At 45.8% G+C, this 26986-nt stretch carries 22 protein-coding genes; all 22 read left to right on the top strand.

Going from position 1 to position 26986, the window contains the following annotated elements; all coding sequences use genetic code 11:
- Window positions 1-42: 42 nt before the first annotated feature.
- The 22 genes from ACXN9U_RS06160 to mutL all read left to right on the top strand — a co-directional run bounded on the left by ACXN9U_RS06160 (window position 43) and on the right by mutL (window position 26926).
- Window positions 43-498 carry a MarR family winged helix-turn-helix transcriptional regulator gene (locus tag ACXN9U_RS06160; protein ID WP_060962765.1) on the top strand — a complete coding sequence of 152 codons (456 nt, stop codon included), beginning with the start codon at window positions 43-45 and terminating at the stop codon, window positions 496-498.
- Window positions 498-3617: an MMPL family transporter gene (locus ACXN9U_RS06155; RefSeq protein WP_489202327.1), complete on the top strand. Its 3120-nt coding sequence runs from the start codon at window positions 498-500 to the stop codon at window positions 3615-3617. Before ACXN9U_RS06160 ends, ACXN9U_RS06155 begins: the two co-directional genes overlap by 1 nt.
- A 151-nt stretch (window positions 3618-3768) precedes the next feature.
- Window positions 3769-5049, top strand: a complete 1281-nt coding sequence (gene yfmF / locus ACXN9U_RS06150; RefSeq protein WP_489202326.1) for an EF-P 5-aminopentanol modification-associated protein YfmF — start codon at window positions 3769-3771, stop codon at window positions 5047-5049.
- Complete coding sequence (yfmH, locus tag ACXN9U_RS06145; protein ID WP_016936068.1) at window positions 5046-6332, top strand: EF-P 5-aminopentanol modification-associated protein YfmH; 1287 nt, start codon at window positions 5046-5048, stop codon at window positions 6330-6332. The genes yfmF and yfmH overlap by 4 nt, the downstream gene beginning before the upstream one ends.
- A gap of 58 nt (window positions 6333-6390) precedes the next feature.
- Entirely contained in the window at window positions 6391-7119 is a 729-nt protein-coding gene (gene ymfI / locus ACXN9U_RS06140) for an elongation factor P 5-aminopentanone reductase (RefSeq protein ID WP_489202484.1), read from the top strand.
- Between the two features lie 75 nt (window positions 7120-7194).
- The gene (locus ACXN9U_RS06135) at window positions 7195-7452 is read left to right on the top strand and encodes a DUF3243 domain-containing protein (RefSeq protein WP_060962762.1); all 258 of its coding nucleotides are present in this window, start codon (window positions 7195-7197) and stop codon (window positions 7450-7452) included.
- Window positions 7453-7581: 129 nt separating this feature from the next.
- A complete protein-coding gene (locus ACXN9U_RS06130) occupies window positions 7582-8373 on the top strand; it encodes a DUF3388 domain-containing protein (RefSeq protein ID WP_007409819.1) in 792 nt (263 codons plus the stop codon).
- Between the two features lie 18 nt (window positions 8374-8391).
- A complete protein-coding gene (locus tag ACXN9U_RS06125) occupies window positions 8392-9279 on the top strand; it encodes a helix-turn-helix domain-containing protein (protein ID WP_047474929.1) in 888 nt (295 codons plus the stop codon).
- Between the two features lie 73 nt (window positions 9280-9352).
- Window positions 9353-9934 carry a CDP-diacylglycerol--glycerol-3-phosphate 3-phosphatidyltransferase gene (pgsA, locus tag ACXN9U_RS06120; protein WP_016936065.1) on the top strand — a complete coding sequence of 194 codons (582 nt, stop codon included), beginning with the start codon at window positions 9353-9355 and terminating at the stop codon, window positions 9932-9934.
- Window positions 9935-9951: 17 nt separating this feature from the next.
- Window positions 9952-11202: a competence/damage-inducible protein A gene (locus ACXN9U_RS06115; RefSeq protein WP_060962761.1), complete on the top strand. Its 1251-nt coding sequence runs from the start codon at window positions 9952-9954 to the stop codon at window positions 11200-11202.
- A 171-nt stretch (window positions 11203-11373) separates the two neighbouring features.
- Window positions 11374-12417, top strand: a complete 1044-nt coding sequence (recA, locus tag ACXN9U_RS06110) for a recombinase RecA (protein WP_015417498.1) — start codon at window positions 11374-11376, stop codon at window positions 12415-12417.
- A gap of 166 nt (window positions 12418-12583) precedes the next feature.
- Window positions 12584-13765, top strand: coding sequence for a serine hydrolase domain-containing protein (locus tag ACXN9U_RS06105; protein WP_060962760.1), 1182 nt, complete (start codon window positions 12584-12586; stop codon window positions 13763-13765).
- A gap of 292 nt (window positions 13766-14057) precedes the next feature.
- Complete coding sequence (rny, locus tag ACXN9U_RS06100) at window positions 14058-15617, top strand: ribonuclease Y (RefSeq protein WP_016936061.1); 1560 nt, start codon at window positions 14058-14060, stop codon at window positions 15615-15617.
- A gap of 60 nt (window positions 15618-15677) precedes the next feature.
- Window positions 15678-16472: a TIGR00282 family metallophosphoesterase gene (locus ACXN9U_RS06095; RefSeq protein WP_489202325.1), complete on the top strand. Its 795-nt coding sequence runs from the start codon at window positions 15678-15680 to the stop codon at window positions 16470-16472.
- 199 nt (window positions 16473-16671) lie between these two features.
- A complete protein-coding gene (gene spoVS / locus ACXN9U_RS06090) occupies window positions 16672-16932 on the top strand; it encodes a stage V sporulation protein SpoVS (protein WP_003154135.1) in 261 nt (86 codons plus the stop codon).
- A gap of 256 nt (window positions 16933-17188) precedes the next feature.
- Complete coding sequence (gene tdh / locus ACXN9U_RS06085) at window positions 17189-18235, top strand: L-threonine 3-dehydrogenase (protein WP_060962758.1); 1047 nt, start codon at window positions 17189-17191, stop codon at window positions 18233-18235.
- Between the two features lie 12 nt (window positions 18236-18247).
- The gene (locus tag ACXN9U_RS06080) at window positions 18248-19426 is read left to right on the top strand and encodes a glycine C-acetyltransferase (protein WP_489202483.1); all 1179 of its coding nucleotides are present in this window, start codon (window positions 18248-18250) and stop codon (window positions 19424-19426) included.
- 141 nt (window positions 19427-19567) lie between these two features.
- On the top strand, window positions 19568-21097 hold the full coding sequence (miaB, locus tag ACXN9U_RS06075) for a tRNA (N6-isopentenyl adenosine(37)-C2)-methylthiotransferase MiaB (RefSeq protein ID WP_003154116.1): 1530 nt from the start codon (window positions 19568-19570) through the stop codon (window positions 21095-21097).
- A gap of 2 nt (window positions 21098-21099) precedes the next feature.
- Window positions 21100-21531 carry a regulatory iron-sulfur-containing complex subunit RicA gene (gene ricA / locus ACXN9U_RS06070; RefSeq protein WP_060962756.1) on the top strand — a complete coding sequence of 144 codons (432 nt, stop codon included), beginning with the start codon at window positions 21100-21102 and terminating at the stop codon, window positions 21529-21531.
- Between the two features lie 253 nt (window positions 21532-21784).
- Window positions 21785-22330, top strand: coding sequence for an outer spore coat protein CotE (gene cotE / locus ACXN9U_RS06065; RefSeq protein WP_016936056.1), 546 nt, complete (start codon window positions 21785-21787; stop codon window positions 22328-22330).
- 117 nt (window positions 22331-22447) lie between these two features.
- Entirely contained in the window at window positions 22448-25033 is a 2586-nt protein-coding gene (gene mutS / locus ACXN9U_RS06060; RefSeq protein ID WP_489202324.1) for a DNA mismatch repair protein MutS, read from the top strand.
- Window positions 25034-25048: 15 nt separating this feature from the next.
- Entirely contained in the window at window positions 25049-26926 is a 1878-nt protein-coding gene (gene mutL / locus ACXN9U_RS06055; RefSeq protein ID WP_060962754.1) for a DNA mismatch repair endonuclease MutL, read from the top strand.
- The last annotated feature ends 60 nt before the right edge of the window (window positions 26927-26986 follow it).

Below are 26986 nucleotides of genomic sequence, written 5' to 3'. Positions count from 1 at the left end.
TAATAGTTAAACATATTAACTACTATTAAAGGAGGGGAAAAGGTGCATGAAGAAAAAGTAAAACAGCTCATTCAGCGTTATTCCGATGTATACCTGCACGTCTTAAAAAAAATTGACAGCATTATCGCCGAAAAAGTGAACAAAGAGCTGACATTGGATCAATATTACATACTCCGCTATATTATGCTCAATCCCGATTGCAAATCAATTGAACTGGCAGCGGTATGCCACGTCAACAAAAGCGCCATTACATCCATGACGAACCGCCTGTATGAAAAAGGATACATCAAAAGAGAACGGAGCCAAAGCGACCGCCGGAGCATTCTGTTAAACGTCACGGAAAAGGGGACGGAAGTATTTCACCGGGTGGAGCGGCGGATTGAGGATCTCGTCCGTTCATACATTATGCATTTTGATGAAGACGAGGCGGAAATGTTCGTTAATACATACGAAAAATTATATCGACTGATGATGACAGAGGAGGATCGGCAGACATAATGAAAAAGATTATCCAAGCCCGCTGGATCATCGCCGCGGCATGGATCGCCGCAACGGTGATATTTATGCTTACAGCGCCTGATATGGCTGAATTGACACGGGAGAAAGGCCAGATTTCCGTACCGGACGGATATTCCTCTTCTTACGCCCATAAACTGCTTGATGAAATGTCTGATTCAGACGCACCGTCTTCTTCAGCCGTCATCGTATTTCACGAGAAAGGCTTAATGACAGACAAAAAAGCTCGTTTGCAGGAGGCTGTGGACACTTTATCTGAACATAAAAAAGCGCTTCATATTAAAACGGTGACCTCATATTTCGGGGAAAAAAATGAAGACGTCAAGAAACAGCTGCTGTCAAAAGACAGACAAACGATGCTCGTTCAGCTTCAGCTTGATACATCAAAAAATGACATCATCAAAATAAAAGACAAAATTGATAAAGAACTGAAACCGTACGGCGTATCATACGGCATCACAGGCCAGTCCCTGATTGACGAAGATGTGTTAAAAAGCTCGCAGGACGGCTTAAAAAAGACCGAATATATTACGGTTGCCTTTATCCTGATCGTGCTGATTCTTGTATTCCGGTCAGTGGTTGCACCGTTTGTGCCGCTTTTATCTGTATTAATTTCTTATTTAGTCAGCCAGTCCATTGTCGCATTTTTAGTCGATCAGCTGGATTTCCCGCTCTCAACCTTTACGCAGATTTTTATGGTTGCGATTATGTTCGGAATCGGCACCGACTATTGCATCCTGCTTCTCAGCCGCTTTAAAGAAGAACTGTCTCACGGCGCTGATATAAAAGAAGCGATCGTTGTGACCTATAAAACGGCCGGAAAGACGGTTTTATACAGCGGCGGAGCGGTATTGATCGGATTTGCCTGCATCGGATTTGCGACATTTAAACTGTATCAGTCGGCAGCAGCCGTTGCGGTCGGCGTCGCGGTGCTGCTGCTTGCACTCATGACGATTGTGCCGTTTTTTATGGCTGTTTTAGGAAAAAGACTGTTTTGGCCTGTTAAGGGCGATATTTCCCATCCGCAAAGCAAAGCATGGGAAACGGCAGGGCGGTTTTCATTTAAAAGGCCGCTCATCAGTCTGGCAATCGTGGCGGTATTTACCGTCCCGCCTATCCTTCTTTACAAGGGCGCTCTATCTTACAACAGCCTTGACGAAATCGGGGATAAATATGAATCCGTCCGCGCCTTTAATACGATTTCAGACGCATTCGGCCCCGGAGAACTTCTTCCGGCGACAGTTGTCATCAAAAATGACGACAAATTAAATACCGAAAAACACCTGATTGATATCGAAAAAATCAGCAGAGAACTTGAAAAGACAGAAGGTGTGAAAACGGTCAGAAGCGCCACGCGCCCTGCGGGAAACGGATTGAATCAATTATTTGTCACAAATCAGGCAAAACAGCTTCAAGAAGGGCTTGATAAAGGCAATACAGGACTTGAAAAAATCACGGACGGATTAGGGCATGCCGCAAAGTCGTTAGCTGATTCACAGCCGCAGATCGAAGAGTCGGGAAAAAGCGTCAATCAGCTTATTGACGGAACACTGTCTCTGAAATCCGGGCTTTCTGATATAGGAGAAAACCTGAATAAACTGCAGGCGGGCGTCAATAAGAATAAAGCCGGCGTCGCTCAAATGAGAAAGCAGATTGAAGAACAGAAACAAATGCTCTCTATGCAGCTCAGCCAAAACAGCGGTCTCGCTTCAGAAACGCAAAACGCTTTAAAGCTGGTCAAAACCGTTCTGCCAATGAAAAATGAAGCGAGCAGGCAGCTTGCTGATTTGAACAAACAGCTTAACCGGCTGCCGTTTGCAAAACTGGAAGCATCGATACCGGCAGTGAAAGCTGATCCGTCCTATCAAGTGATCAAATCGGCTTTTACAGATGTACAGTCAGCCGTTTCCAAAGCAAATAGAGACGCAGAAGCGTTTTCTAAAGAGGTTGACAGTCAAAAGGATCATCTGCAGCAAGCGGAAAAACAATTTTCCCGACTGTCAGCCGCCCAGAAAAAAATTGACACCCAAATTAACGCAATGATTAACGGTCTGACCCAAATTGAAAACGGCCTTCAGCAAGTGTCAGACGGCCAGGGGGCTCTTGCCGGACAAATGCCGCGCCTTGAATCGGCGGCAGGGCAGCTCGCGGAGGGGCAGAAAAAAATGAAGAGCGGTCTCGGTGATTTTTCTTCCCAGCTCAGCAATCTTTCTTCCGGACTTAACGATAGTGTAAAAGGGCTTAAGCAAGTGTCGAGCGGCATGATGGGGGCGAATGATTATCTGGGTGAGCTTCATAAGGCGTCAGACAAAGAAATGGCCGGCTGGTTTGTGCCGAAAGAAGCCTTGGAAAACAGCGATTTCACAAGCGTGTTTAATACGTACATGTCAGATGACAGAAAAACGACAGAATTAACCGTCGTTCTTGATAACAACCCTTATTCAAATACGGCTATTCAAGATATTGAAGCGATCAAAGCGAGCGTTAAAAGAATCATTCCGAACACCGATCTGAAAAATGCCTCTTTCGGCGTCTCCGGGGTTTCCAGTATGAATGCCGATTTAAAAGAAGTATCGGATTCAGATTTCAAACGGACGGCAATGTTTATGTTGGCGGGTATTTTTCTGATTCTCATCGTGATGCTGCGCTCCCTCATTATGCCGGTTTATTTAGTGGCTTCGCTCGTCCTGACGTATTTCGCATCCATCGGGGTGACGGAATACATCTTTACTCACTTCTTCGGGTATCCGGGCGTAAACTGGGCCGTGCCGTTCTTCGGCTTTGTCATTCTGATGGCTCTTGGTGTGGATTATTCCATCTTTTTAATGGACCGTTTTAATGAGCTGAAAAAAGAAGGAACGGAAGCCGCGATGATCAGCAGTATGAAAAATATGGGCTCGGTCATCATTTCGGCGGCCATTATTTTAGCGGGAACCTTTGCGGCCATGCTGCCGTCAGGCGTTCTTTCCCTTTTGGAGATTGCAACCGTGGTATTAACCGGCCTCCTCATGTATGCAATTGTTGTCCTTCCGTTTTTTGTACCGGTCATGGTGAAAATCTTCGGAAGAGCCAACTGGTGGCCTTTCAATTTGAAAAAATAACGTACAATGCCTCTGCCTGTTTTCGGGCAGAGGTTTTTTGTTTCCTTATAAATCCTCCAGTTGATATAATTACATCTGCACACTCTTTTTTGCGAATGCTGAGTTTTGGTCATAATACATACTATTAAAGAATGAACGAAGGAGGTTTCACATGACTTACGTAAATGAAATGAAGTCAAAGCACGGCGGAATCACCGCCCACATCGTAAAGACTGAGAAATTTAAAACCGTTTCACTGACGTTTAAAATGCTGGCTCCTTTAACGAAAGAGCTCGTAACAAAAAGGGCGCTGTTTCCTCATGTGCTTCTCCGCGGTACAGAAAGCCGGCCGAAAACCGCTGATTTGCGTTCTTACTTCGATGAGCTGTACGGGACATCCGTTTCCGCTGATCTGTCAAAAAAGGGAGAACGTCATGTTATTACGTTCCGGCTTGAGATTCCCAATGAAAAATATCTGAAGGACCGCACACCATTATTGGAAAAAGGGCTTCAGCTTTTATCAGAGCTTGTCTTTTCGCCTGCTTTGGAAAACGGCGCCTTCCTGCCCCTTTATGTCACGCAGGAAAAACGGACGCTGAAACAGCGGATTCAAGCCGTATATGACGATAAAATGAGATATTCTAATCTCCGTCTCGTTCAGGAAATGTGCAAAAGCGAACCGTATGCCCTTCACGTCAACGGCGAGATCGATGATGTCGAACACATTACGCCGCAAGATCTGTATGAAGCCTATCAAAAAGCCATCCGCGAAGATCAGCTGGACCTGTATGTCATCGGTGATGTTGACACAGATCAAGTGAAAACAGCTGTTGATACGTATTTTAAAACGGACGAACGGGCGCAGCAGCCTTTAGAAAGAAGCACGGCGAATGAACAGCCTGACCCGAAGGAAGTCATTGATGAAGAGGACGTCAAACAAGGCAAACTGAATATCGGATTCCGGACCAATACGACATACACAGACCCGGACTATCCGGCATTGCAAGTGTTTAACGGGCTGTTCGGAGGTTTCTCTCATTCAAAGCTGTTTATAAATGTCCGTGAAAAAGCGAGTCTCGCCTATTATGCAGCCTCAAGGGTGGAAAGCTTCAAGGGGCTCCTGATGGTCATGTCAGGCATTGAAGTGAAAAATTATAAGCAGGCCGTCACCATTATTGAAGAACAATTTCAAGCTATGCAAAACGGTGACTTTTCAGACGACGATATCGCCCAAACGAAAGCCGTTATTAAAAACCAAGTGTTAGAAACGATTGATACGGCATACGGCTTAGCGGAATTTCTGTATCAGCAGGCTTCAGCCCAAGTGGAGATACCGATCGAAACTTTCCTTGACAATATCGAGAAAGTGACGAAAGAGGACATTATCAATGTCGGAAAGAACATCAAGCTGGATACGACTTATTTCTTAAAAGGGACGGGGGGAGCATCTTGACTAAACCGATAAACTACGAACAGCTGCAAGAAACGCTGTATCATGAAAAAATGGCAAACGGCCTTGATGTCTATGTGCTGCCGAAACAGGGCTTTAATAAAACATACGCCGTGTTTACGACAAAGTACGGTTCCATTGACAATCAGTTCGTTCCTTTAAATAAGGAAGAAATGGTTCACGTCCCTGACGGAATCGCGCATTTTCTTGAGCATAAACTGTTTGAAAAAGCGGACGGCGACGTGTTTCAGGACTTCAGTAAGCAGGGGGCGTCGGCAAATGCCTTTACTTCATTTACACGAACCGCTTATCTGTTCTCCAGCACTTCAAATGTAGAGAAAAACCTGGAAACACTCGTGGATTTTGTTCAGGATCCGTATTTCACGGAAAAATCAGTGGAAAAAGAAAAAGGCATCATCGGCCAAGAAATTAACATGTATGATGATAATCCGGATTGGCGGCTGTTTTTCGGCCTTATCGAAAATATGTATAAAGACCACCCCGTGAAAATTGACATTGCCGGAACGGTAGAAAGCATCTCACATATTACGAAAGATCTTCTCTATGAGTGCTATGAAACATTTTATCACCCGAGCAATATGCTGCTCTTTATCGTCGGTCCCGTAGATCCTGAAGCGATCATCAGCCAGGTGCGGAAAAACCAGGAGAAAAAGCCGTTTACAGATCAGCCTGAAATCAAACGTGAAGAAGTTCAGGAGCAGGAAGCGGTTTTCCGCCGGGAGCAGGAATTAAAAATGAACGTCCAAGGCTCAAAATGTCTTGTCGGCTTAAAGGCGAAAAACCCTTATAAAACGGGGCGGGAGCTGTTGAAGCACGAGCTCAGCATGAACCTCATGCTTGAATGTCTCTTCGGAAAAAGCTCACCGCATTACGGCGACTTGTACGACAAAGGCTACATTGATGAAACCTTCAGCTTTGATTATACGGCTGAATACGGATTCGGTTTTGCCTCAGTCGGAGGAGATACACCGGAGCCGGATAAGCTTGCTGACGAATTAAAACAGATGCTGCTTGATGCGGGATCAGCCGTGACTGCGGAAAAGCTTGACCTGGCGAGAAAAAAGAAAATCGGGTCATTTTTAAAAGCGCTCAATTCGCCTGAATACATCGCCAACCAATTCACGCGTTACGCCTTTTTAGATATGAGTCTGTTTGATGTCGTAACTGTACTGGAGCAGATCACCCTGGAAGACGTAGAGCGGGTCATTAAAGAAGAAGTGTCAGAAGACAGGCTGACAGTCTGCAAAGTCGTGCCAAAATCATAAAAAAACATCCCTCACGCCCTGAGGGATGTTTTTCTGGGGAAAGAAGGAATGTTGATTGATGAAACAGACAGCGCTCGTCACCGGAGCAAGCGGCGGAATCGGACAAAGTATAAGTGAAGTCCTCGCAAAAAACGGATATGACGTGCTTTTGCATTATCATTCTAATAAAGAAGCCGCACACAGGCTTGCGGAAAGATTGAGCGCATCATTCGGTGTAAAAGCCTCTATTATTCAGGCGGATCTGTCCTCACCGGAAGGCGCAGAGACACTCAGCCGCTCCGTTAAACAGCCTGTGGACGCTCTGATATTAAACAGCGGCAAAAGTCATTTCGGCCTGATTACGGACGTGACGGATGACACGGCGCGGGAGATGGTGCAGCTGCATGTGACGAGCCCGTTTTTGCTGGCGCGTAATCTGGTGCCCGGCATGATCCGGAAAAAAAGCGGAGGCATCGTCGCGATCGGTTCCGTATGGGGAGAAACAGGCGCATCGTGCGAAGTGTTATACAGCATGGTCAAAGGAGCGCAGCATTCGTTCGTCAAAGCGCTTGCCAAAGAGCTTGCTCCGAGCGGCGTCCGCGTGAACGCAGTCTCACCGGGCGCCGTTGATACGAATATGCTTGATCAGTTTACGTCTGATGAAAAAGAAGCATTGGCAGAGGAAATACCCGCGGGCCGGCTGGCAAATCCCGGGGAAATCGCCGAAGCGGCAGCGTTTTTATTATCGGAGAAGGCTTCCTATATTACCGGACATATATTATCGGTAAACGGCGGCTGGCACTGCTGAAAAAAATGTGTGTATAGTTTGCATCTGCACGGACAAAATAATTTTGTAACGACAGATGAAATGGAGGAAGCCAACATGTCAGTATTAGAAAACTGGGATAATTGGAAGAATTTCCTTGGCGACAGATTGAACTATGCACAGGAAAAAGGGATGAGTGATGAAACGGTCACTGATCTCGCTACAGAAATCGGCGGTTACCTTGCGAACGAAGTCGACTCGAAAAACCATCAGGAAAAAGTGCTTGCTGATCTTTGGAGCGTTGCTTCTGAAGATGAACAGCGCGCCATTGCAAATATGATGGTGAAGCTTGTTGAAAATAACAGCACTCATTAAGAGGGGAGGATTTTCTCCTCTCTTTTTTTATGTTTTCCTCTATAGAGCAACATTCTTCTTTCTAATTAGAGAAAAATGTTTTATGATAAAGGAAGGTAAAAATTTGCCACAATGGAGGGGGTATATCATTTGGCAAAGCTCGAATGGTATTTTGAATATGAAATTCAAGTGAACCGCCCCGGCCTGCTCGGGGATATTTCATCTCTTCTCGGGATGCTGTCAATTAATATTGTCACAATTAACGGTGTCGACCTTTCCAGAAGGGGAATGCTGCTCAGATGCCGGCATATAGATCAAATTAAACGATTGGAATCAATTTTAAAAACAATGGAGACCATTAAAGTAACGAAGCTGAGAGAACCGAGGCTTCGCGACCGTCTCGCAGTCCGTCACGGAAGATACATTCAGCGTGATGCCGATGATAAAAAAACCTTCCGCTTTGAAAGGGACGAGCTTGGCCTTTTGGTTGACTTTATGGCTGAGCTGTTTAAAAAAGAAGGACACAAACTGATCGGAATCCGGGGAATGCCGCGGGTCGGAAAAACGGAGTCCATCGTTGCCTCAAGCGTCTGCGCCAGCAAAAGATGGCTTTTCGTATCTTCAACGCTGTTAAAGCAAACGATCCGCAGCCAGCTGGTTGCCGATGAATACAGCACGGAAAACGTATTTATCCTTGATGGCATCGTTTCGACAAGACGGGGCTCTGAGCGCCATCTTCAGCTCGTCAGTGAAATTATGAGGCTCCCGGCGACAAAGGTCGTGGAGCACCCGGATATTTTTGTTCAAAATTCGGAGTATACGCTCGATGATTTCGATTATATTATCGAACTCAGAAATGATCCTGACGAAGTCATTACATATGAACATGCAGAAGAACCGCAAATATTTGATCAGACCGGTTTTTCAAGCTTTGATTTTTAATATTGGAAGGTGTTTGTTGTGACAGAATTAGCAATCCGGCTTAAAGAAGCCAGAGAGGAAAAAGGGATGTCATTGGATGAACTCCAGGCGGCGACGAAAATTCAGAAAAGATACTTAACCGCTCTGGAAGAAGGCTCCTATGATGTCATTCCCGGCAATTTTTATGTGCGGGCGTTTATCAAGCAATACGCTGAAGCTGTCGGGCTTGATTCAGACCAATTATTTGAAGAATATAAAAAAGACATCCCGAACACGTATCATGACGATGTGTCGGAGAAAATCTCCGGTCTCGCCATGCAAAGGGAGCTGCCTAAGTCCTCAAAGGCGGCGGAATGGCTTCCGACCGTTCTTATTGTCATCGGTGTGATTATCGTCATTGCGATCCTGTATGCGATTATTCAGTTTGGAATAAGCAAGTCCGGGCAGACTGACAGCAATAAGGCCGTCACCCAAAGTGAGAGCAAGTATGAGATTCCTAAGGATTCTGCGCTGAAAAACGACGGCAATACAAATGACGGAGCGCAGACTGACAGCAAAAAAGACAAAAAAGCGCCAGAGCAGAAAAAGAAAGAAAAGAGCAGTGAAAAGACAGAGATCAAAGCGGCCGGAACAGAAGGCTCCGCTTCTTCATACAACGTTTCCGGAGCTGATAAGTACAAGCTTGAACTGATTGCTTCCGACAACGCTTGGATCCGCGTCCGGGATGACAGCGGCGGTTCATTAAAAGAAGGGACGCTGCAAAAAGGCGAAACCTACAAAAAAGACATCACAGATCAAAAGCAGATTGAAATACGCACGGGCTATGCCCCTAACCTGAAAATTAAAATCAACGGAGAGGTTCTGTCCTATGAACTCAATCCGCATGATGTGATGGCGCAGACCATAACAATCAAGATGAAAAAATAAAAGGGGAAAAGTCATCTGAACGATTAAGATGACTTTTTCTTCACGTCCGAGTACATATTATTGGAGGGGCTTTATGTTTAACTTACCGAATAAAATCACACTGGCAAGAATCGCTTTAATTCCTGTATTTATGATTATCATGCTTGTTCCTTTTCAGTGGGGCAGCCTTCATATAGGGGATGAATCGATTCCGGTCGCACATCTTACGGGAGCTGTTTTATTCATTATCGCATCAACGACTGACTGGGTGGATGGCTACTACGCCAGAAAGCTGAACCTCGTGACAAACTTCGGGAAATTTTTAGATCCGCTGGCTGACAAGCTGCTTGTGTCTGCGGCATTAATTACGCTTGTGCAGTTTGACCTTGCGCCGGCGTGGATGGTCATCGTCATCATCAGCCGCGAATTTGCCGTAACGGGACTAAGACTTGTGCTGGCGGGAACGGGGGAAGTCGTAGCCGCCAATATGCTGGGAAAAATTAAAACATGGGCTCAGATCATCGCTGTTGCAGCGCTTTTACTTCATAATCTCCCGTTTGAGCTCGTTTCTTTCCCGTTCGGGGATATCGCTTTATGGGTGGCCGTGCTCTTCACAGTCATTTCCGGCTGGGATTATTTTGCGAAGAACTGGGATGCGTTAAAAACATCTAACTAAGAAAGAAGGACTTGAACATGGAAATAGCAAAAAAAGCGGAAATCATTGCAGTCGGCTCAGAGCTTCTGCTCGGCCAGATCGCCAATACGAACGCTCAGTTTATCAGTAAAGAGCTGGCGGAAATCGGCGTAAACGTGTTTTACCACACCGCTGTCGGTGACAATCCGGAGCGGCTTAAGCAAGTCATCCGCACTGCCGAAGAGCGCTCGGACCTGATTATTTTTTCAGGCGGCCTCGGACCGACCAAGGACGATTTAACAAAAGAAACCATTGCAAACACAATGGGACGCCCGCTCGTTCTGAATGACGAAGCGTTCCGGTCGATTGAAGAGTATTTCGCGAAAACAAAACGGACCATGTCGCCGAATAACCGCAAACAGGCGCTCGTTATTGAGGGCTCGGACGTTTTGGCGAATCATTTCGGCATGGCGCCGGGAATGCTTGCAGAGCACGGATCAAGGCTTTATATGCTGCTTCCCGGACCGCCGAGCGAGCTGCGTCCGATGTTTGAAAATGAAGCGAAGCCGCTGCTTCTTAAAAAGCTCGGTTCAAATGAGAAAATCGTTTCAACCGTGCTGCGGTTTTTCGGAATCGGTGAATCTCAGCTTGAAGCTGATTTAGAAGATATCATTGACGCGCAGACGAATCCGACGATTGCGCCGCTTGCCGCTGACGGTGAGGTCACGCTGCGTTTAACGGCGAAACATGCCGATGAAAAAGAAACAGAACGGCTTTTAAAAGAAACGGAAGCCTCCATTTTAGAACGTGTCGGTGAATTTTTCTACGGATATGATGATACGTCCCTGGTGAAGGAGCTTTCAAAAGCATGCAGACAGAACGGAATCACGATTTCCTCTGCCGAAAGCTTTACAGGCGGACTGTTTTCAGAGTGGGTGACTGATTTAAGCGGCGCGTCTCAACTTTTTGCAGGGGGCGTTGTCTGTTATTCCGACAGCGTGAAACAGCATGTGCTCGGCGTGAAAGCTGAGACGCTGGCAGATAGCGGAGCGGTCAGCAAAGAGTGCGCGCGCGAGCTTGCCGCCGGTGTCAGAAAGCTGACCGGAAGCGATATCGGTATCAGCTTTACCGGAGTTGCGGGCCCGGATCCGCAGGAAGGGCATGCCCCGGGCCGTGTCTTTATCGGCATTTCCGCGGAAGGAAAAGAAGAGGTGCATGAATTTAACTTTGCCGGATCAAGAACCGGAATCAGAAAGCGCGCCGCTAAATACGGCTGCCATCTCATTTTAAAAATGCTGGATCAAAAATAAAGTTTTAAAAGGGCATTTTCTCTGATTTTTAATTTTTACGAAGGGAATTATGTTCTTTTGAAGAAAAGCGAACGCGGAAAAAATCCGAATATGCGTTCGCTTTTTTCTTGGCAAATGTCAGTAAACAAGGTATAGTATATGTAGTGGCAAGATAAAGGAGGAAAAAAATAAATGAGTGATCGTCAGGCAGCCTTAGATATGGCTCTTAAGCAAATAGAAAAACAATTCGGCAAAGGTTCCATCATGAAGCTCGGGGAAAAAACGGATACAAGAATTTCAACGGTGCCGAGCGGCTCCCTTGCACTTGATACCGCTCTCGGAATAGGCGGATACCCACGCGGACGGATTATTGAAGTGTACGGACCTGAAAGCTCAGGTAAAACGACCGTAGCGCTTCACGCCATCGCTGAGGTTCAGGAAAAAGGCGGACAGGCAGCATTTATTGATGCTGAGCATGCCCTTGATCCTGTTTATGCGCAAAAGCTCGGTGTCAATATCGAAGAGCTGCTTCTGTCTCAGCCGGATACGGGAGAGCAGGCGCTGGAGATTGCTGAAGCGCTGGTGCGAAGCGGAGCTGTTGATATCGTAGTCGTTGACTCTGTTGCGGCGCTTGTTCCAAAAGCTGAAATTGAAGGTGACATGGGTGACTCACACGTCGGTTTACAGGCGCGTCTCATGTCTCAGGCGCTCCGTAAGCTTTCCGGGGCCATCAATAAATCTAAAACAATCGCAATCTTTATTAACCAGATTCGTGAAAAAGTCGGCGTTATGTTCGGAAATCCGGAGACGACACCGGGCGGACGCGCGCTGAAATTCTATTCTTCCGTGCGTCTTGAAGTGCGCCGTGCCGAGCAATTAAAGCAGGGCAACGACGTGATGGGGAATAAAACGAGAATTAAAGTCGTAAAAAACAAAGTCGCTCCTCCGTTCCGTACGGCTGAAGTGGACATCATGTACGGTGAAGGAATCTCCAAAGAAGGGGAAATCATCGACCTTGGGACTGAACTTGATATCGTGCAAAAAAGCGGCTCGTGGTATTCTTATGAAGAAGAACGCCTCGGACAGGGCCGTGAAAATGCCAAGCAGTTCTTAAAAGAAAATAAAGACATCATGCTGATGATTCAAGAACAAATCCGTGAACATTACGGTTTGGACAATAACGGTGTTACGGAAAAATCGGAAGAAACTCAGGAAGAGCTTGAATTTGAAGAATAAAAGCACGATCAAAAGGGCGGAATAAGCAATTTCCGCTCTTTTTTTGTGTGTTTAAAAAAACACTGGCTGTTTCGGAAAATTTTATCTGAAATGTTACAACTTTTTTCACCCTTCACTCGTCTAACATCATGGCGAAAGTTGAAATTATATCTGAGGAGGAAAAAAGATGACGAGCCCCCGCCGCACAAGAATTAACAAAAAAAGAAAGAAGAAATTGATGAAAACGGGAGGGCTGTTTCTTTTTCTGCTGCTTGTCACTGTTTTTATTATGATCTGGACCGTCACAGCGCATCACCGGGAGAAGGATTCTGTTAAAAGTGCTCCCGCCGCTCAATCTGATTCTTCAAATGACCAGACTCAACAAAAAAAAGAAAAGACGCAAAAAGAGAAAACACCTAAATCAATCGATCACAATAAACGGATCAGCAATTACTTGCAACAGATCGGGTTCAGCGGCACAGCAATGGTCGTAAAAGATGGAAAAGTTGTGCTGAAAAAAGGTTTTGGCTATGCGGACCGAAAACAAAAAATCAAAAACAATCCGGAAACATCATATTATATCGGTTCTTCACAAAAGGCGTTAATTGCGACGGCTGTCCTGCAGCTTGAAGAAAAAGGGCTGCTTCAGACGAGTGACCCCGTCAGTACATACTTGCCGAATTTTCCTAACGGCACGCGCATCAAACTGAAAAACCTGCTCAATCATACGTCCGGCATAAACGGACATATTGAGGGTCAGGGACCGATTTCTCCCATTGATTTAATTAAGGATATAGAATACCGCGGAATTAAACGGCAGCCTGGGGTTTGGGATTACAGAGATTCCAATTATTCAGTGCTCGCCTATATCGTATCTCAGGTCAGCGGGGAGTCATACGAACAATATATAAAAGACCACGTATTCAAACCGGCCGGAATGAAGCATGCCGGATTTTACAAAACATTTGCTGAAGCCAAATATCCTGCCGTCGGCTACAAAGTTGATGAGAGCGGACAGCTTGTAACGCCTCACATTTTGGACCTATCGCAGCTGTATGGGGCGGGCGACATGTATATGAGTGCTGAAGATCTTTATAAATTTGATAAAGCGGTCGTCAACGGCACGCTCCTTTCAAAACAAAGCTTTACAAAAATGTTCACAGCCGGAAGCAGTTCCGCTTACGGCATGGGATTTTACATTGATCCGGGAAGCTATTCCAATCACGGTGTGATGCCCGGTTACAACATTTTGAACAGCTTCAGCCATTCGGCAGGCAAATATGTCATTTTACTGTCAAATATTCAGAATAACGCCAAATTAGGGCAGGTAAACAATAGAATTTACCAATTGCTTAACCAGCCGGACTAGACGAGCCGTCATTTGCGAAAAGCAGATGAAGGTGTGGTATGATATATACATGGCGAAGATTCTGAGCCGAAGGCGAATCGTTAAGCTGGCAAGCTTGACAAGTATTTCCGACACAATTACAATGAAGTTGTAACATTTGTTTTTTTAACATGATTGTTAAACCATTTAAACTTGACAAGGGCATGAGAGATTCATTCCCTGTGAAGGTTCTGTATGTTGAGAAAATCTGACAATGTACATGCCGGCACTTATTTAAGCAACAACCAAGTTCATAGCAAGAGGAGGTGAAAGTATGACCCTAATGACGGTTCTCATCTCCATTTTGCTGACTCTGCTCGGTTTAGTTGTTGGCTACTATGTTCGTAAAACCATTGCCGAAGCAAAGATTGCGGGCGCACGCGGTGCTGCCGAGCAAATCCTTGAAGATGCAAAGCGTGATGCTGAAGCACTGAAAAAAGAAGCTCTGCTTGAAGCAAAGGACGAAATCCATACACTTCGAATAGATGCTGAACAGGAAGTTCGTGAAAGACGAAATGAGCTTCAAAAACAAGAAAACCGTTTACTTCAAAAAGAAGAAAATCTTGACCGTAAACATGAAGGAATTGATAAACGGGAAGCGATGTTGGAGAAGAAAGATCATTCTCTGAATGAACGACAACAACATATTGAAGAGATGGAAAGCAAAGTGGATGAGATGATTCGTATGCAGCAGTCAGAACTCGAACGCATTTCGAGCCTGACACGGGATGAAGCGAAACAAATCATTCTTGACCGGGTTGAAAATGAGCTTTCACATGATATCGCCATCATGACAAAAGAAACTGAAAACCGTGCGAAAGAAGAGGCGGATAAAAAGGCGAAAAACATTCTGTCGCTTGCTTTGCAGCGCTGTGCAGCAGATCATGTTGCCGAAACGACGGTATCGGTCGTCAATCTTCCGAATGATGAGATGAAAGGACGTATCATCGGCCGTGAAGGGCGTAACATCCGTACGCTTGAAACGCTTACAGGTATCGACCTGATTATTGATGACACCCCTGAAGCAGTCATTCTTTCCGGATTTGATCCGATCAGACGGGAGACGGCAAGAATCGCTCTTGATAAACTCGTGCAGGATGGCCGTATTCACCCGGCGCGCATTGAAGAAATGGTTGAAAAATCCCGCCGCGAGGTTGATGACTATATCCGGGAAATGGGTGAACAGACGACGTTTGAAGTCGGCGTTCACGGACTTCATCCGGACCTGATCAAGATTCTCGGCCGATTGAAATTCCGTACAAGCTACGGGCAAAACGTACTGAAACATTCCATGGAAGTGGCGTTTTTAGCCGGTTTAATGGCTTCTGAACTTGGAGAAGATGCAAAGCTTGCCAAGCGGGCCGGTCTTCTGCATGACATCGGAAAAGCAATTGACCATGAAGTGGAAGGAAGCCACGTGGAAATCGGAGTGGAGCTTGCGACCAAATATAAAGAGCATCCAGTCGTCATTAACAGTATTGCGTCACACCACGGAGACGAAGAGCCGACTTCCATTATCGCCGTTCTGGTCGCTGCCGCTGATGCACTGTCAGCCGCACGACCGGGTGCGAGAAGTGAAACGCTCGAAAATTATATCCGCAGACTTGAAAAGCTTGAAGAAATCTCCGAGTCTTACGAAGGTGTTGAAAAATCATTTGCGATTCAGGCCGGCCGTGAAGTTCGCATCATGGTGAAACCGGACTCCATTAATGATTTAGAAGCCCATCGTTTGGCGCGTGATATCCGAAAACGAATTGAGGACGAGCTTGATTATCCGGGCCACATTAAAGTGACCGTGATCAGAGAAACTCGAGCCGTAGAGTATGCAAAATAAAGTGATGCTTAGCGCATCACTTTATTTTTTTGAGCCCCAGAAAAGAAAGGAATGGAATGTATGAGAATTTTATTTATCGGGGATGTTGTCGGTTCCCCGGGCCGCGACATGGTAAAAGAATATGTCCCGAAACTGAAAGCGAAACATAAACCGCATTTTACGATTATTAACGGAGAAAATGCAGCACACGGAAAAGGACTGACGGAAAAGATCTACCATAGCCTGATGGAAGCCGGAGCCGATGCCATTACAATGGGAAACCATACGTGGGATAAAAGAGAGATCTTTGACTTTATTGATGATGTGCCGCATCTTGTCCGGCCGGCGAACTTCCCGGAAGGTACGCCGGGAAAAGGCATTACCTATATTAAATCGAACGGAAAAGAGCTTGCCGTCATGAATTTACAGGGACGGACGTTTCTTCCGCCGCTTGATGATCCGTTTGCTAAAACGGATGAGTTAATAGAAGAAGCGAAAAAGCGCACACCGTACATTTTTATTGATTTTCACGCCGAAGCGACAAGCGAAAAAATTGCGATGGGCTGGTACACAGACGGAAGAGCCTCTGCCGTGGTTGGCACGCATACACACGTACAAACTGCAGATAACCGCATTTTGCCGAAAGGAACGGCATATATTACTGATGTAGGCATGACGGGTCCGTACGACGGAATCCTCGGTATGGACAGAGAAACGGTCATCAAGCGGTTTAAAACCAATCTTCCTGTCCGGTTTACCGTTGCGGAAGGGAAAACAACGCTGAGCGGAGTGCTCATCGACATCGACGAGCAAACGAAAAAAGCCGTAAATATCGAACGGATTTTAATCAATGATGACCATATGTTCTTTGAATAGGTGATCATGTGTTTATTTTATAAAAATATTAAAAGGAAAAGCAGGAATATAGCAACTTCTTAGTGAATATAGTAGAAATGGAAGGTAGCCCGCTATTTTTGAAAAGCATTGTGGGGATGGCTTTTTGGATAGCAACATCTAATAATGATTGTTCTAATGAACACTCACTTATCCATTGTAAAACTAAGGGGGAGCAGAAATGGAAATCTTAAAAGTTTCAGCAAAATCAAGTCCAAATTCAGTGGCAGGCGCGCTTGCGGGCGTATTGAGGGAACGCGGAGCCGCCGAAATTCAAGCAATTGGGGCGGGTGCCTTAAATCAGGCTGTTAAAGCGGTTGCGATTGCCAGAGGCTTTGTCGCGCCAAGCGGCGTAGATTTGATTTGTATTCCGGCTTTTACAGATATACAGATTGACGGAGAAGAAAGAACGGCGATTAAGTTAATTGTCGAACCCCGTTAAACCAAAACCTGTTCATTCTCAACCTGCTTGCATAAGGCGAGCAGGTTGTTTTTATTGCTGTCATATTTTCTCACAATATTATATTGATAGTACGAAGAGATGATAAACGGCTTTATTCATATAATATTCAAAAAAAATCCCGCCCATTTTTCCGGACGGAAGCAATTGTATTTACTGAATGGACACTGCTGTTTACCTCCTTCTTAAGCCATGTTACAATCCAGTTATTACAGTGTTTTTTTGAGGGGGAGTGTACATGTTGGAAGGAAAGATGAAAGCTGTCGTTAAAAATGAAAACGCTTTCGGAGCAACTTTGAAAGAAATTTCCATACCTTCCATTAATGAGAATGAAGTTCTCATTAAAGTACAGGCCGCATCTATATGCGGTACAGATGTGCATATTTATAATTGGGATCAATGGGCGCAGGAACGAATCAAAACACCTCAAGTATTCGGACATGAATTCAGCGGTATCGTAGCAGAAACAGGCAAGCACGTCACAAATGTCAAAACAGGCGACTATGTATCGGCGGAAACCCACTTCGTCTGCGGAACTTGTGTCCCCTGTTTAACAGGAAAACATCATGTGTGCACTCATACAAAGATCCTTGGCGTGGATACAGCCGGATCCTTCGCTGAATATGTCAAAGTGCCGGCTCAAAACATTTGGAAAAACCCTGCTGACATGGATCCTGCAGTCGCCTCAGTTCAAGAGCCGCTTGGCAACGCGGTGCACACGGTGCTGGAAAGCGGCCATCTGGCGGGCGGCACCGCTGCAATTATCGGCTGCGGGCCGATCGGACTCATGGCGGTGGCTGTGGCTAAAGCGGCCGGCGCATCCTGCATTGCGGCCATTGATAAAAATGATTACAGACTGGCTCTTGCAAAAAAATTAGGAGCCGAAATTACGATTTCAGCTGACAAGGAAGATCCGCTTAAGGTCATTGATGCCTTAACGGGCGGAGAAGGAATAGACCTTGTCTGCGAAATGTCAGGCCACCCTGCAGCGATAATACAAGGATTAAAGATGGCGGCCAATGGAGGAAGATTTCATATGCTGAGTCTGCCGGAACACCCGGTGACGATTGACCTGACAAATGACGTGGTGTTTAAAGGGCTGACCGTTCAGGGCATCACAGGCAGAAAAATGTTTGAAACATGGCGTCAGGTATCGCATCTGCTTGAATCCGGCCTTGTTGATCTGACTCCGGTGATTACCCATCAGTTTCCGCTTGAAGAATTTGAAAAAGGATTTGACCTGATGAGAAAGGGCCAGTGCGGCAAAGTCATTTTGATTCCATAAAGGGAGGGTTCTATAATGAAAGAATTTGAATATCTAAAAGCAGAGCTTGATAAAATGAAAGAAAATAACACATGGCAGCAAATGAAACAAATTGAAACGAAGCAGGGGCCGTCGGTGGCAGTCAAAGGGGAGAACGTGATTCAGCTTTCATCGAACAATTATCTCGGTCTGACGTCGCACCCAAGGCTTGTCGAAGCGGCCAAACGCGCTGCGGAGGAATTCGGAGCGGGTACGGGGTCCGTCCGGACAATCGCGGGAACATTTACGATGCACAATGAGCTGGAGAAGAAACTGGCAAACTTTAAAAAAACAGAAGCGGCACTTGTTTTTCAATCAGGATTTACAACCAATCAAGGCGTTTTATCAAGCATTCTTACAAAAGAAGATATCGTGATATCTGACGAATTGAACCATGCTTCCATTATCGACGGGATCAGGCTGACGAAAGCAGATAAAAAGGTGTACCGCCATGTCGATATGGACGATTTGGAAAGGGTGCTGAAAAAGTCAATGAATTACCGCATGCGCCTCATCGTCACGGACGGCGTATTCTCAATGGACGGCAACATCGCTCCATTGCCTGACATTGTCAAACTTGCAGAGGCGTACGATGCTTTTGTCATGGTTGACGATGCACATGCTTCCGGCGTACTCGGAAAAAACGGAAGGGGAACGGTTAATCACTTCGGGCTTGACGGAAGAGTCCACATTCAGGTGGGCACATTAAGCAAAGCCATCGGGGTTCTTGGCGGATATGCTGCAGGGTCGCAGGTTCTGATCGATTACCTGCGCCATAAAGGCCGTCCTTTCTTATTCAGCACGTCTCATCCGCCTGCGGTAACGGCCGCATGCATAGAAGCCATTGACGTCCTGCTGGAAGAGCCGGAACATATGGAAAAGCTATGGGAGAACACGGCGTATTTCAAAGACCAACTGGTTCAAATGGGGCTGACTCTTACAAAAAGCGAAACACCGATCGTGCCGATATTAATAGGTGAGGAAGAAAAAGCCCAGGCATTATCAGACCTTTTATTGACCCGCGGCGTCTTTGCACAAAGCATCGTGTATCCGACCGTCGCTCAGGGAAAAGCGAGAATCCGCACCATTATTACAGCGGAGCATACAAAAGAGGAGCTTGACCGGGCGCTTGAAGTGATCCGTTCAGCGGCAAAAGAGCTTCAGCTTGTATAAGAGGGAAATGATTCCCTCTTTTTATTTCTTATTGATTCTTATTCTCAATAAGGTGTACAATAATAGGCTGGCGGTTGTGCCAAACGCTTTTAACCAGTATACTTGAGGGTGGAAGTTTCGGTTGAAAGGAGACATTCGAACATGAATGAAAAGCAAAAGCAGGAAAGCGGACAAGTAAATCCAGCGGACAAAAAATCCGAAAAGGATTACAGTAAGTATTTCGAAGCCGTATATATTCCGCCTTCTTTAAAAGATGCGAAAAAACGGGGCAAAGAATCCGTTCAATATCATAACGATTTTAAAATCTCAGAAGAATTTAAAGGTCTCGGCGAAGGCAGGAAGTTTTATATCCGCACGTACGGATGCCAAATGAACGAGCATGATACGGAAGTCATGGCGGGTATTTTTATGGCGCTCGGTTATGAAGCGACAAACTCGGTCGATGATGCGAATGTCATTTTATTAAACACCTGCGCCATCCGGGAAAATGCTGAAAACAAAGTGTTCGGTGAGCTCGGCCATTTAAAAGCGCTCAAAAAAAATAATCCGGATCTGATTCTAGGTGTATGCGGCTGTATGTCACAGGAAGAATCAGTCGTAAACCGCATCCTTAAAAAGCACCCGTTTGTCGATATGATTTTCGGCACGCACAACATTCACCGCCTGCCGGAACTGTTATCAGAAGCCTACTTATCAAAAGAGATGGTTATTGAAGTGTGGTCGAAGGAAGGGGATGTCATTGAAAACCTTCCGAAGGTCCGCAACGGGAAAATTAAAGGCTGGGTCAACATTATGTACGGCTGTGATAAGTTCTGCACATACTGCATCGTGCCGTATACCCGCGGAAAAGAGCGGAGCCGCCGTCCTGAAGAAATCATCCAGGAAGTCAGAAGACTTGCAAGCGAAGGCTATAAAGAAATCACGCTGCTCGGTCAAAACGTTAATGCGTACGGAAAAGATTTTGAGGACATGACGTACGGACTCGGTGATTTAATGGACGAACTGCGTAAAATTGATATTCCGAGAATCCGGTTTACGACGAGCCACCCGCGTGACTTTGATGACCATCTGATCGAAGTGCTCGCCAAAGGCGGCAACCTGCTTGACCATATCCATCTTCCGGTTCAATCAGGAAGCTCGGCGATGTTAAAAATGATGGCGCGCAAATATGACAGAGAACGCTATTTGGAGCTTGTCGGAAAAATTAAAGCGGCGATGCCGAATGCTTCACTTACTACCGATATCATTGTCGGTTTCCCGAATGAAACGGATGAACAGTTTGAAGAAACGCTTTCGTTATATCGCGAAGTGGAATTTGACAGCGCATATACGTTTATCTACTCTCCTCGTGAAGGCACGCCTGCAGCGAAGATGAAAGACAATGTTCCGATGAGGGTCAAAAAAGAACGTCTTCAGCGCCTCAATGATTTGGTGAAAGAAATTTCAGCCAAAAAAATGAAGGAATATGAAGGCAGGACTGTCGAAGTATTAGTTGAGGGAGAAAGCAAAAATAACCCTGACATTCTTGCCGGCTATACGGAAAAAAGCAAGCTCGTCAACTTCAAAGGGCCGAAAGACGCCATCGGCAAGATTGTACGCGTCAAAATCGAACAGGCGAAAACATGGTCGCTTGACGGTGTGATGGCAGGAGAAGCAATCGAGGTGAAATAATAATGACGCTTTACTCTAAGAAAGACATTGTCCAGCAGGCAAGAAACCTTGCGAAAATGATTTCTGAAACAGAAGAAGTTGATTTTTTCAAACGCGCCGAGGCGCAGATTAATGGAAATGAAAAAGTCTCTGCGATTATTAATCAGATTAAAGCTCTGCAAAAGCAAGCCGTTAACCTGAAGCATTATGAAAAGCTTGAAGCTTTGAAACAAGTGGAAAGTAAAATTGACGCCCTGCAGGAAGAGCTTGAAGGAATTCCGATCATTCAGGAATTCAGAGATTCCCAGATTGAGGTCAATGATCTTCTTCAGCTTGTCGCCCATACGATTTCCAATCAGGTGACAAATGAAATCATTACGTCTACCGGCGGCAACCTGCTGACAGGAGAAACCGGTTCAAAAGTAAAACATTCGAATAACAGCTGTTCTCTTTAAACACGGGGCCATCATCGGCCCGTGTTTTTTTGTCCATTTAGAACTAATTATTATATGTACTAAATATTCATCATATTGCTGTTTCGGCCCATTTCCCCTGAAAAGTTTTATCAGACTTAAAAGTAAAGTTTCTGGGCGAGGCTGCATACAATGAAACAGAAACTTTGTATTTTTATATTTTTATTATAAAAATGCACATGAGACAAATGCCCAGCATAAGATAACACGAAGAAGAACAAGGAGGCCTATCGGAATGTCTGAATACAGGGAAATTATTACGAAAGCGGTAGTTGCGAAAGGCAGAAAATTCACCCAGTGCACGAATACAATCTCACCTGATGAAAAACCGTCAAGTATATTGGGCGGCTGGATTATCAATCACAAATATGATGCCGAAAAGATCGGGAAGACTGTAGAAATTGAAGGGTATTATGATATAAACGTCTGGTACTCTTACGCTGATAATACAAAAACGGAAGTTGTAACCGAGAGAGTGAAATATGTTGATGTAATTAAACTCAGATACAGAGATACTAATTACTTAGATGACGAACACGAAGTCATTGCCAAAGTGCTGCAGCAGCCGAATTGCCTTGAAGTCACCATTTCTCCTAACGGAAATAAAATCGTCGTTCAGGCCGAGCGGGAGTTTTTAGCGGAAGTGGTCGGGGAAACGAAAGTAGTCGTAGAAGTAAATCCAGACTGGGAAGAAGACGATGATGATGATTGGGAAGACGATCTTGACGAAGAATTAGAGGACATTAACCCTGAATTTTTAGTCGGAGATCCTGAAGAATAAGCAGAGGCTGGGGGAGTCAGCACCCCAAGTCTCTTTTTTATATATAAAGATATCACTCTTTTGTTTATGTTATAATGGGATGCGGAAAACAGAAGATACATAGTGAGGGATTAAATGATGGCTAGTTACACGCCTATGATACAGCAATACTTGAAAATAAAGGCAGAGCACCAGAATGCCTTTTTATTTTTTCGGCTAGGTGACTTTTATGAAATGTTTTTTGAAGATGCAAAAAAAGCGTCACAAGAGCTTGAAATTACACTGACGAGCAGAGACGGAGGTTCAGCCGACAAAATTCCGATGTGCGGCGTGCCTTATCATTCTGCGGCGGCTTATATTGAACAGCTGATTAAAAAGGGCTATAAAGTCGCGATCTGTGAGCAGACGGAAGATCCGAAGGCGGCTAAAGGCGTTGTGAAACGGGAAGTCGTCCAGCTGATCACGCCGGGAACCGTGATGGACGGAAAAGGCATTCATGAGTCGGAAAACAACTTTATCGCTTCCGTTTCCGAATTTCGTGACGGATACGGCCTCGCTTTATCGGATTTAACGACCGGAGAAAACCTGGCCGTATTTATTGAGCGGATTGAAGATGTCATGTCAGAGATTTATTCAGTCGGCGCCAAGGAGATTGTCGTCTCAAGCAAGTTTAATGAAAAGACAGCAGCCCAGCTGAAAGAACGGTGCGGCGCAACGATTTCCATCGAAGACGGAGAAATGACAGAACAGATCGAAATCGCAAAGCACTTGCCGGGCGAAGAGCTGACAAAGACGTTTATGCGTTTATATACGTATTTGCAGAAAACGCAAAAACGGAGTCTGGATCATCTGCAGCCGGTTCAAGTGTATGAATTGGAAGAAGCGATGAAAATTGACCTGTATTCCAAGAGGAATCTTGAACTGACGGAAACGATCCGTTCAAAAAGCAAAAAAGGCTCGCTGCTTTGGCTTTTGGACGAAACGAAGACAGCAATGGGCGGCCGGCTTCTCAAACAATGGATTGACCGTCCGCTGATCAGAGCATCCCAAATCGAAGAACGCCAGGAAATGGTTGAGACGCTGATCAATCATCTCTTTGAGCGTGAAGATCTGCGCGAGCGCCTCAAAGAAGTGTATGATTTAGAGCGTCTTGCGGGCCGGGTCGCATTCGGAAACGTCAATGCAAGGGATTTAATCCAGCTGAAAGAATCATTAAAACAGGTGCCGAGCATTAAAGAGCTTGTAGGGTCTCTTAACCATAAAAAAGCAAAAGAACGCGCCGGCTTGATTGATCCGTGCGGAGATCTGCTTGATTTGTTAGAGGATGCGCTTCATGAAAACCCGCCGTTATCTTTAAAAGAAGGCAACTTAATAAAAGACGGCTATCACCAGAAGCTCGATGAGTACCGTGACGCCAGCAAAAACGGAAAAGACTGGATTGCCAGACTGGAGCAGCAGGAACGCGCTTATACAGGCATCCGTTCATTAAAAGTCGGCTTTAATAAAGTGTTCGGCTATTATATTGAAGTCACAAAAGCAAACATTCATCTGCTTGAGGACGGGCGGTATGAGCGGAAGCAGACGCTCACAAACGCCGAACGGTACATTACGCCGGAATTAAAGGAAAAAGAAGCGCTTATTTTAGAGGCGGAAAACAACATTTGCGAGCTGGAATATGAGCTTTTTGCCGAACTGCGGGAAAAAGTTAAGAAATTTATTCCTCGTCTGCAGCGTCTTGCTAAGCAAATGAGTGAGCTGGACGCGCTGCAATGCTTTGCCACGATCAGTGAAAACAGGCATTACACAAAGCCCGTCTTTTCTGATAACGAGGTCAAAGTCATTGAAGGGAGACATCCTGTCGTTGAAAAAGTGATGGACAGTCAAGAATACGTGCCGAACAATTGCCTGATGGGCGATTCACGGGAAATGCTCCTGATTACGGGTCCGAATATGTCAGGTAAAAGCACGTATATGAGACAGATCGCACTCTTGTCCATCATGGCTCAGATCGGCTGTTTTGTGCCCGCAAAAGAAGCGGTTCTGCCGATTTTTGATCAAATCTTTACGAGAATCGGGGCTGCGGACGATTTGATTTCCGGACAAAGCACCTTTATGGTGGAAATGCTGGAAGCGAAAAACGCGATTGTAAACGCCACAAAAGACAGCCTGATCCTGTTCGATGAAATCGGACGCGGGACATCAACGTACGACGGAATGGCGCTGGCACAGGCAATTATTGAATATGTTCATGATCATATCGGCGCTAAAACACTGTTCAGCACGCATTATCATGAACTGACGGTGCTTGAAGATAAGCTCCCTCAGCTGAAAAACGTTCATGTGCGCGCCGAGGAATATAACGGCACGGTCGTGTTTCTTCATCAAATTAAAGAAGGAGCCGCAGATAAAAGTTACGGCATTCATGTCGCCCAGCTTGCCGAGCTCCCGGATGATCTGATCAGCCGCGCACAGGAGATCTTAAAACAGCTTGAGCAGACAGGAGATAAACCGGAGCTTCCGGCGGCCCCTGAGAAAAAGCCCGCCGTCAAAGAAGAACCGGCACAACTGTCCTTTTTTGCTGACAGTGATAAAAAACAGAAGGCACCGGCTGTTTCTCAAAAAGAAAAACAAGTGCTTGAAGCCTTCAAGTCAATCAATATTCTTGATATGACGCCGCTTGAGGCGATGAATGAAATGTACAAGCTGCAAAAAAAATTAAAATAGAAAGAGGTGACGGACTTGGCAAAAGTCATCCAGCTGTCAGATGAACTTTCAAATAAAATAGCGGCCGGTGAGGTGGTGGAACGGCCTGCATCTGTCGTTAAAGAATTGGTGGAAAACGCCATCGACGCAAACAGCACAGTCATTGAAATTGATATAGAGGAAGCGGGACTTTCGTCGATTCGGGTGCTTGACAACGGCGAAGGTATGGAAACCGATGATTGCAAACGGGCCTTCCGCCGCCATGCGACCAGTAAAATCAAAGATGAAAACGACCTGTTCCGGGTGAGAACACTCGGTTTCCGCGGAGAAGCTTTGCCAAGTATCGCGTCTGTTTCTCATCTGGAAATCAAAACGAGCATCGGCGAGGGAGCGGGAACTCATCTCATTCTTCAAGGCGGGAATATCATTTCTGAACAGAAATCCTCCAGCAGAAAAGGAACGGAGATCATCGTTACCAACCTGTTTTTCAATACACCCGCCAGATTAAAATATATGAAAACCGTGCATACGGAACTCGGCAATATTACGGATGTCGTCAACCGGATCGCTCTTGCGCATCCGGAAGTATCCATCCGCCTCCGCCACCAGGGGAAAAATCTTCTGCAGACAAACGGCAATGGAGACGTGCGCCATGTGCTGGCCGCGATTTACGGGACGGCGGTTGCGAAAAAAATGATACCGCTCCATGTCAGCTCGCTTGATTTTGAAGTCAAGGGCTACATTGCGCTGCCGGAAATCACGCGTGCATCCAGAAACTACATGTCATCTGTCATTAACGGAAGATACATTAAGAATTTCCCGCTTGTTAAAGCGGTGCACGAGGGCTATCACACGCTTCTGCCGATCGGCCGCCATCCGATTACGTTTATCGAAATTACGATGGACCCGATTTTGGTCGATGTCAATGTCCATCCGTCGAAGCTTGAAGTCCGCCTCAGCAAAGAGACGGAACTGCATGAGCTGATCCGTGACGGGATAAAGGAAGTATTTCAAAAGCAGCGGCTGATTCCGAGCGCCCAGCTTCCGAAAAAATCAGCGCCGGCGCCGGTCAAAAACGAACAGCAATTCATAACGTTCGAGGAAAGTGCCCCTGAGCGGAAACTGCCGGAAAAAATGCCGGAACCGTCGTACTCGCCGATGAAGCTGAGTTCGGTCGTAAAAGAGCCGGCTTCGGTAATAGAAGAAGAGTTCCTCCCGAAGGAAGCGGATGATGACGTGCTGTCGGAGATCAGCATGCCGGAACCGGAAGCGCCTGTTTCCGATATTCCGGAGCCTGAAGAGGAGGCTGTCTCTGAAGAAATACGGGAAGAAAGGGTGCCGGTGATGTATCCGATCGGCCAAATGCACGGGACCTATATTTTAGCCCAAAACGAAAACGGGTTATATATCATTGACCAGCATGCTGCTCAAGAGCGGATTAAGTACGAATATTTCCGGGAAAAAGTCGGGCAGGTTGAGCCTGAAGTGCAGGATATGATCGTGCCGCTCACCTTTCATTATGCGGCAAATGAAGCGCTGATTATTGAACAGCACCAGCAGGAGCTTGAAAGCGTCGGGGTATTTTTAGAAGCATTCGGCACGAACAGCTATATCGTCCGCTGTCATCCGGCCTGGTTTCCAAAAGGAGAAGAAGCTGAATTGATTGAAGAAATCATTCAGCAGGTGCTTGACGCCAAACGGATCGACATTAAAAAGCTGCGGGAGGAAGCGGCCATTATGATGAGCTGTAAAGGCTCGATCAAAGCGAACCGCCATTTGCGCAACGATGAAATCAAAGCGCTCTTGGACGATCTGCGCCGAACGACAGACCCGTTCACATGCCCGCACGGCCGGCCGATTATTATTCATCACAGCACGTATGAGATGGAAAAGATGTTTAAACGTGTGATGTAGCAGGGTTCTGTGTGGGATGTACCCCTCGTGCCCACATTTTGCTCCCTGATTTTTAGCTGT

This window comes from Bacillus sp. BACIII (assembly GCF_057836745.1).
This window is presented reverse-complemented; position numbering and strand designations above follow the sequence as displayed.

Coding starts and splice junctions, on each gene's coding strand:
- ACXN9U_RS06155 (WP_489202327.1), top strand. CDS start 498: ATGAAAAAGATTATCCAAGCCCGCTGGATCATCGCCGCGGCATGGATC.
- rny (WP_016936061.1), top strand. CDS start 14,058: ATGACCCTAATGACGGTTCTCATCTCCATTTTGCTGACTCTGCTCGGT.
- mutS (WP_489202324.1), top strand. CDS start 22,448: ATGGCTAGTTACACGCCTATGATACAGCAATACTTGAAAATAAAGGCA.
- recA (WP_015417498.1), top strand. CDS start 11,374: ATGAGTGATCGTCAGGCAGCCTTAGATATGGCTCTTAAGCAAATAGAA.
- miaB (WP_003154116.1), top strand. CDS start 19,568: ATGAATGAAAAGCAAAAGCAGGAAAGCGGACAAGTAAATCCAGCGGAC.
- ACXN9U_RS06095 (WP_489202325.1), top strand. CDS start 15,678: ATGAGAATTTTATTTATCGGGGATGTTGTCGGTTCCCCGGGCCGCGAC.
- tdh (WP_060962758.1), top strand. CDS start 17,189: ATGTTGGAAGGAAAGATGAAAGCTGTCGTTAAAAATGAAAACGCTTTC.
- ACXN9U_RS06115 (WP_060962761.1), top strand. CDS start 9,952: ATGGAAATAGCAAAAAAAGCGGAAATCATTGCAGTCGGCTCAGAGCTT.
- yfmF (WP_489202326.1), top strand. CDS start 3,769: ATGACTTACGTAAATGAAATGAAGTCAAAGCACGGCGGAATCACCGCC.
- ACXN9U_RS06135 (WP_060962762.1), top strand. CDS start 7,195: ATGTCAGTATTAGAAAACTGGGATAATTGGAAGAATTTCCTTGGCGAC.
- ACXN9U_RS06105 (WP_060962760.1), top strand. CDS start 12,584: ATGACGAGCCCCCGCCGCACAAGAATTAACAAAAAAAGAAAGAAGAAA.
- cotE (WP_016936056.1), top strand. CDS start 21,785: ATGTCTGAATACAGGGAAATTATTACGAAAGCGGTAGTTGCGAAAGGC.
- ricA (WP_060962756.1), top strand. CDS start 21,100: ATGACGCTTTACTCTAAGAAAGACATTGTCCAGCAGGCAAGAAACCTT.
- pgsA (WP_016936065.1), top strand. CDS start 9,353: ATGTTTAACTTACCGAATAAAATCACACTGGCAAGAATCGCTTTAATT.
- ymfI (WP_489202484.1), top strand. CDS start 6,391: ATGAAACAGACAGCGCTCGTCACCGGAGCAAGCGGCGGAATCGGACAA.
- spoVS (WP_003154135.1), top strand. CDS start 16,672: ATGGAAATCTTAAAAGTTTCAGCAAAATCAAGTCCAAATTCAGTGGCA.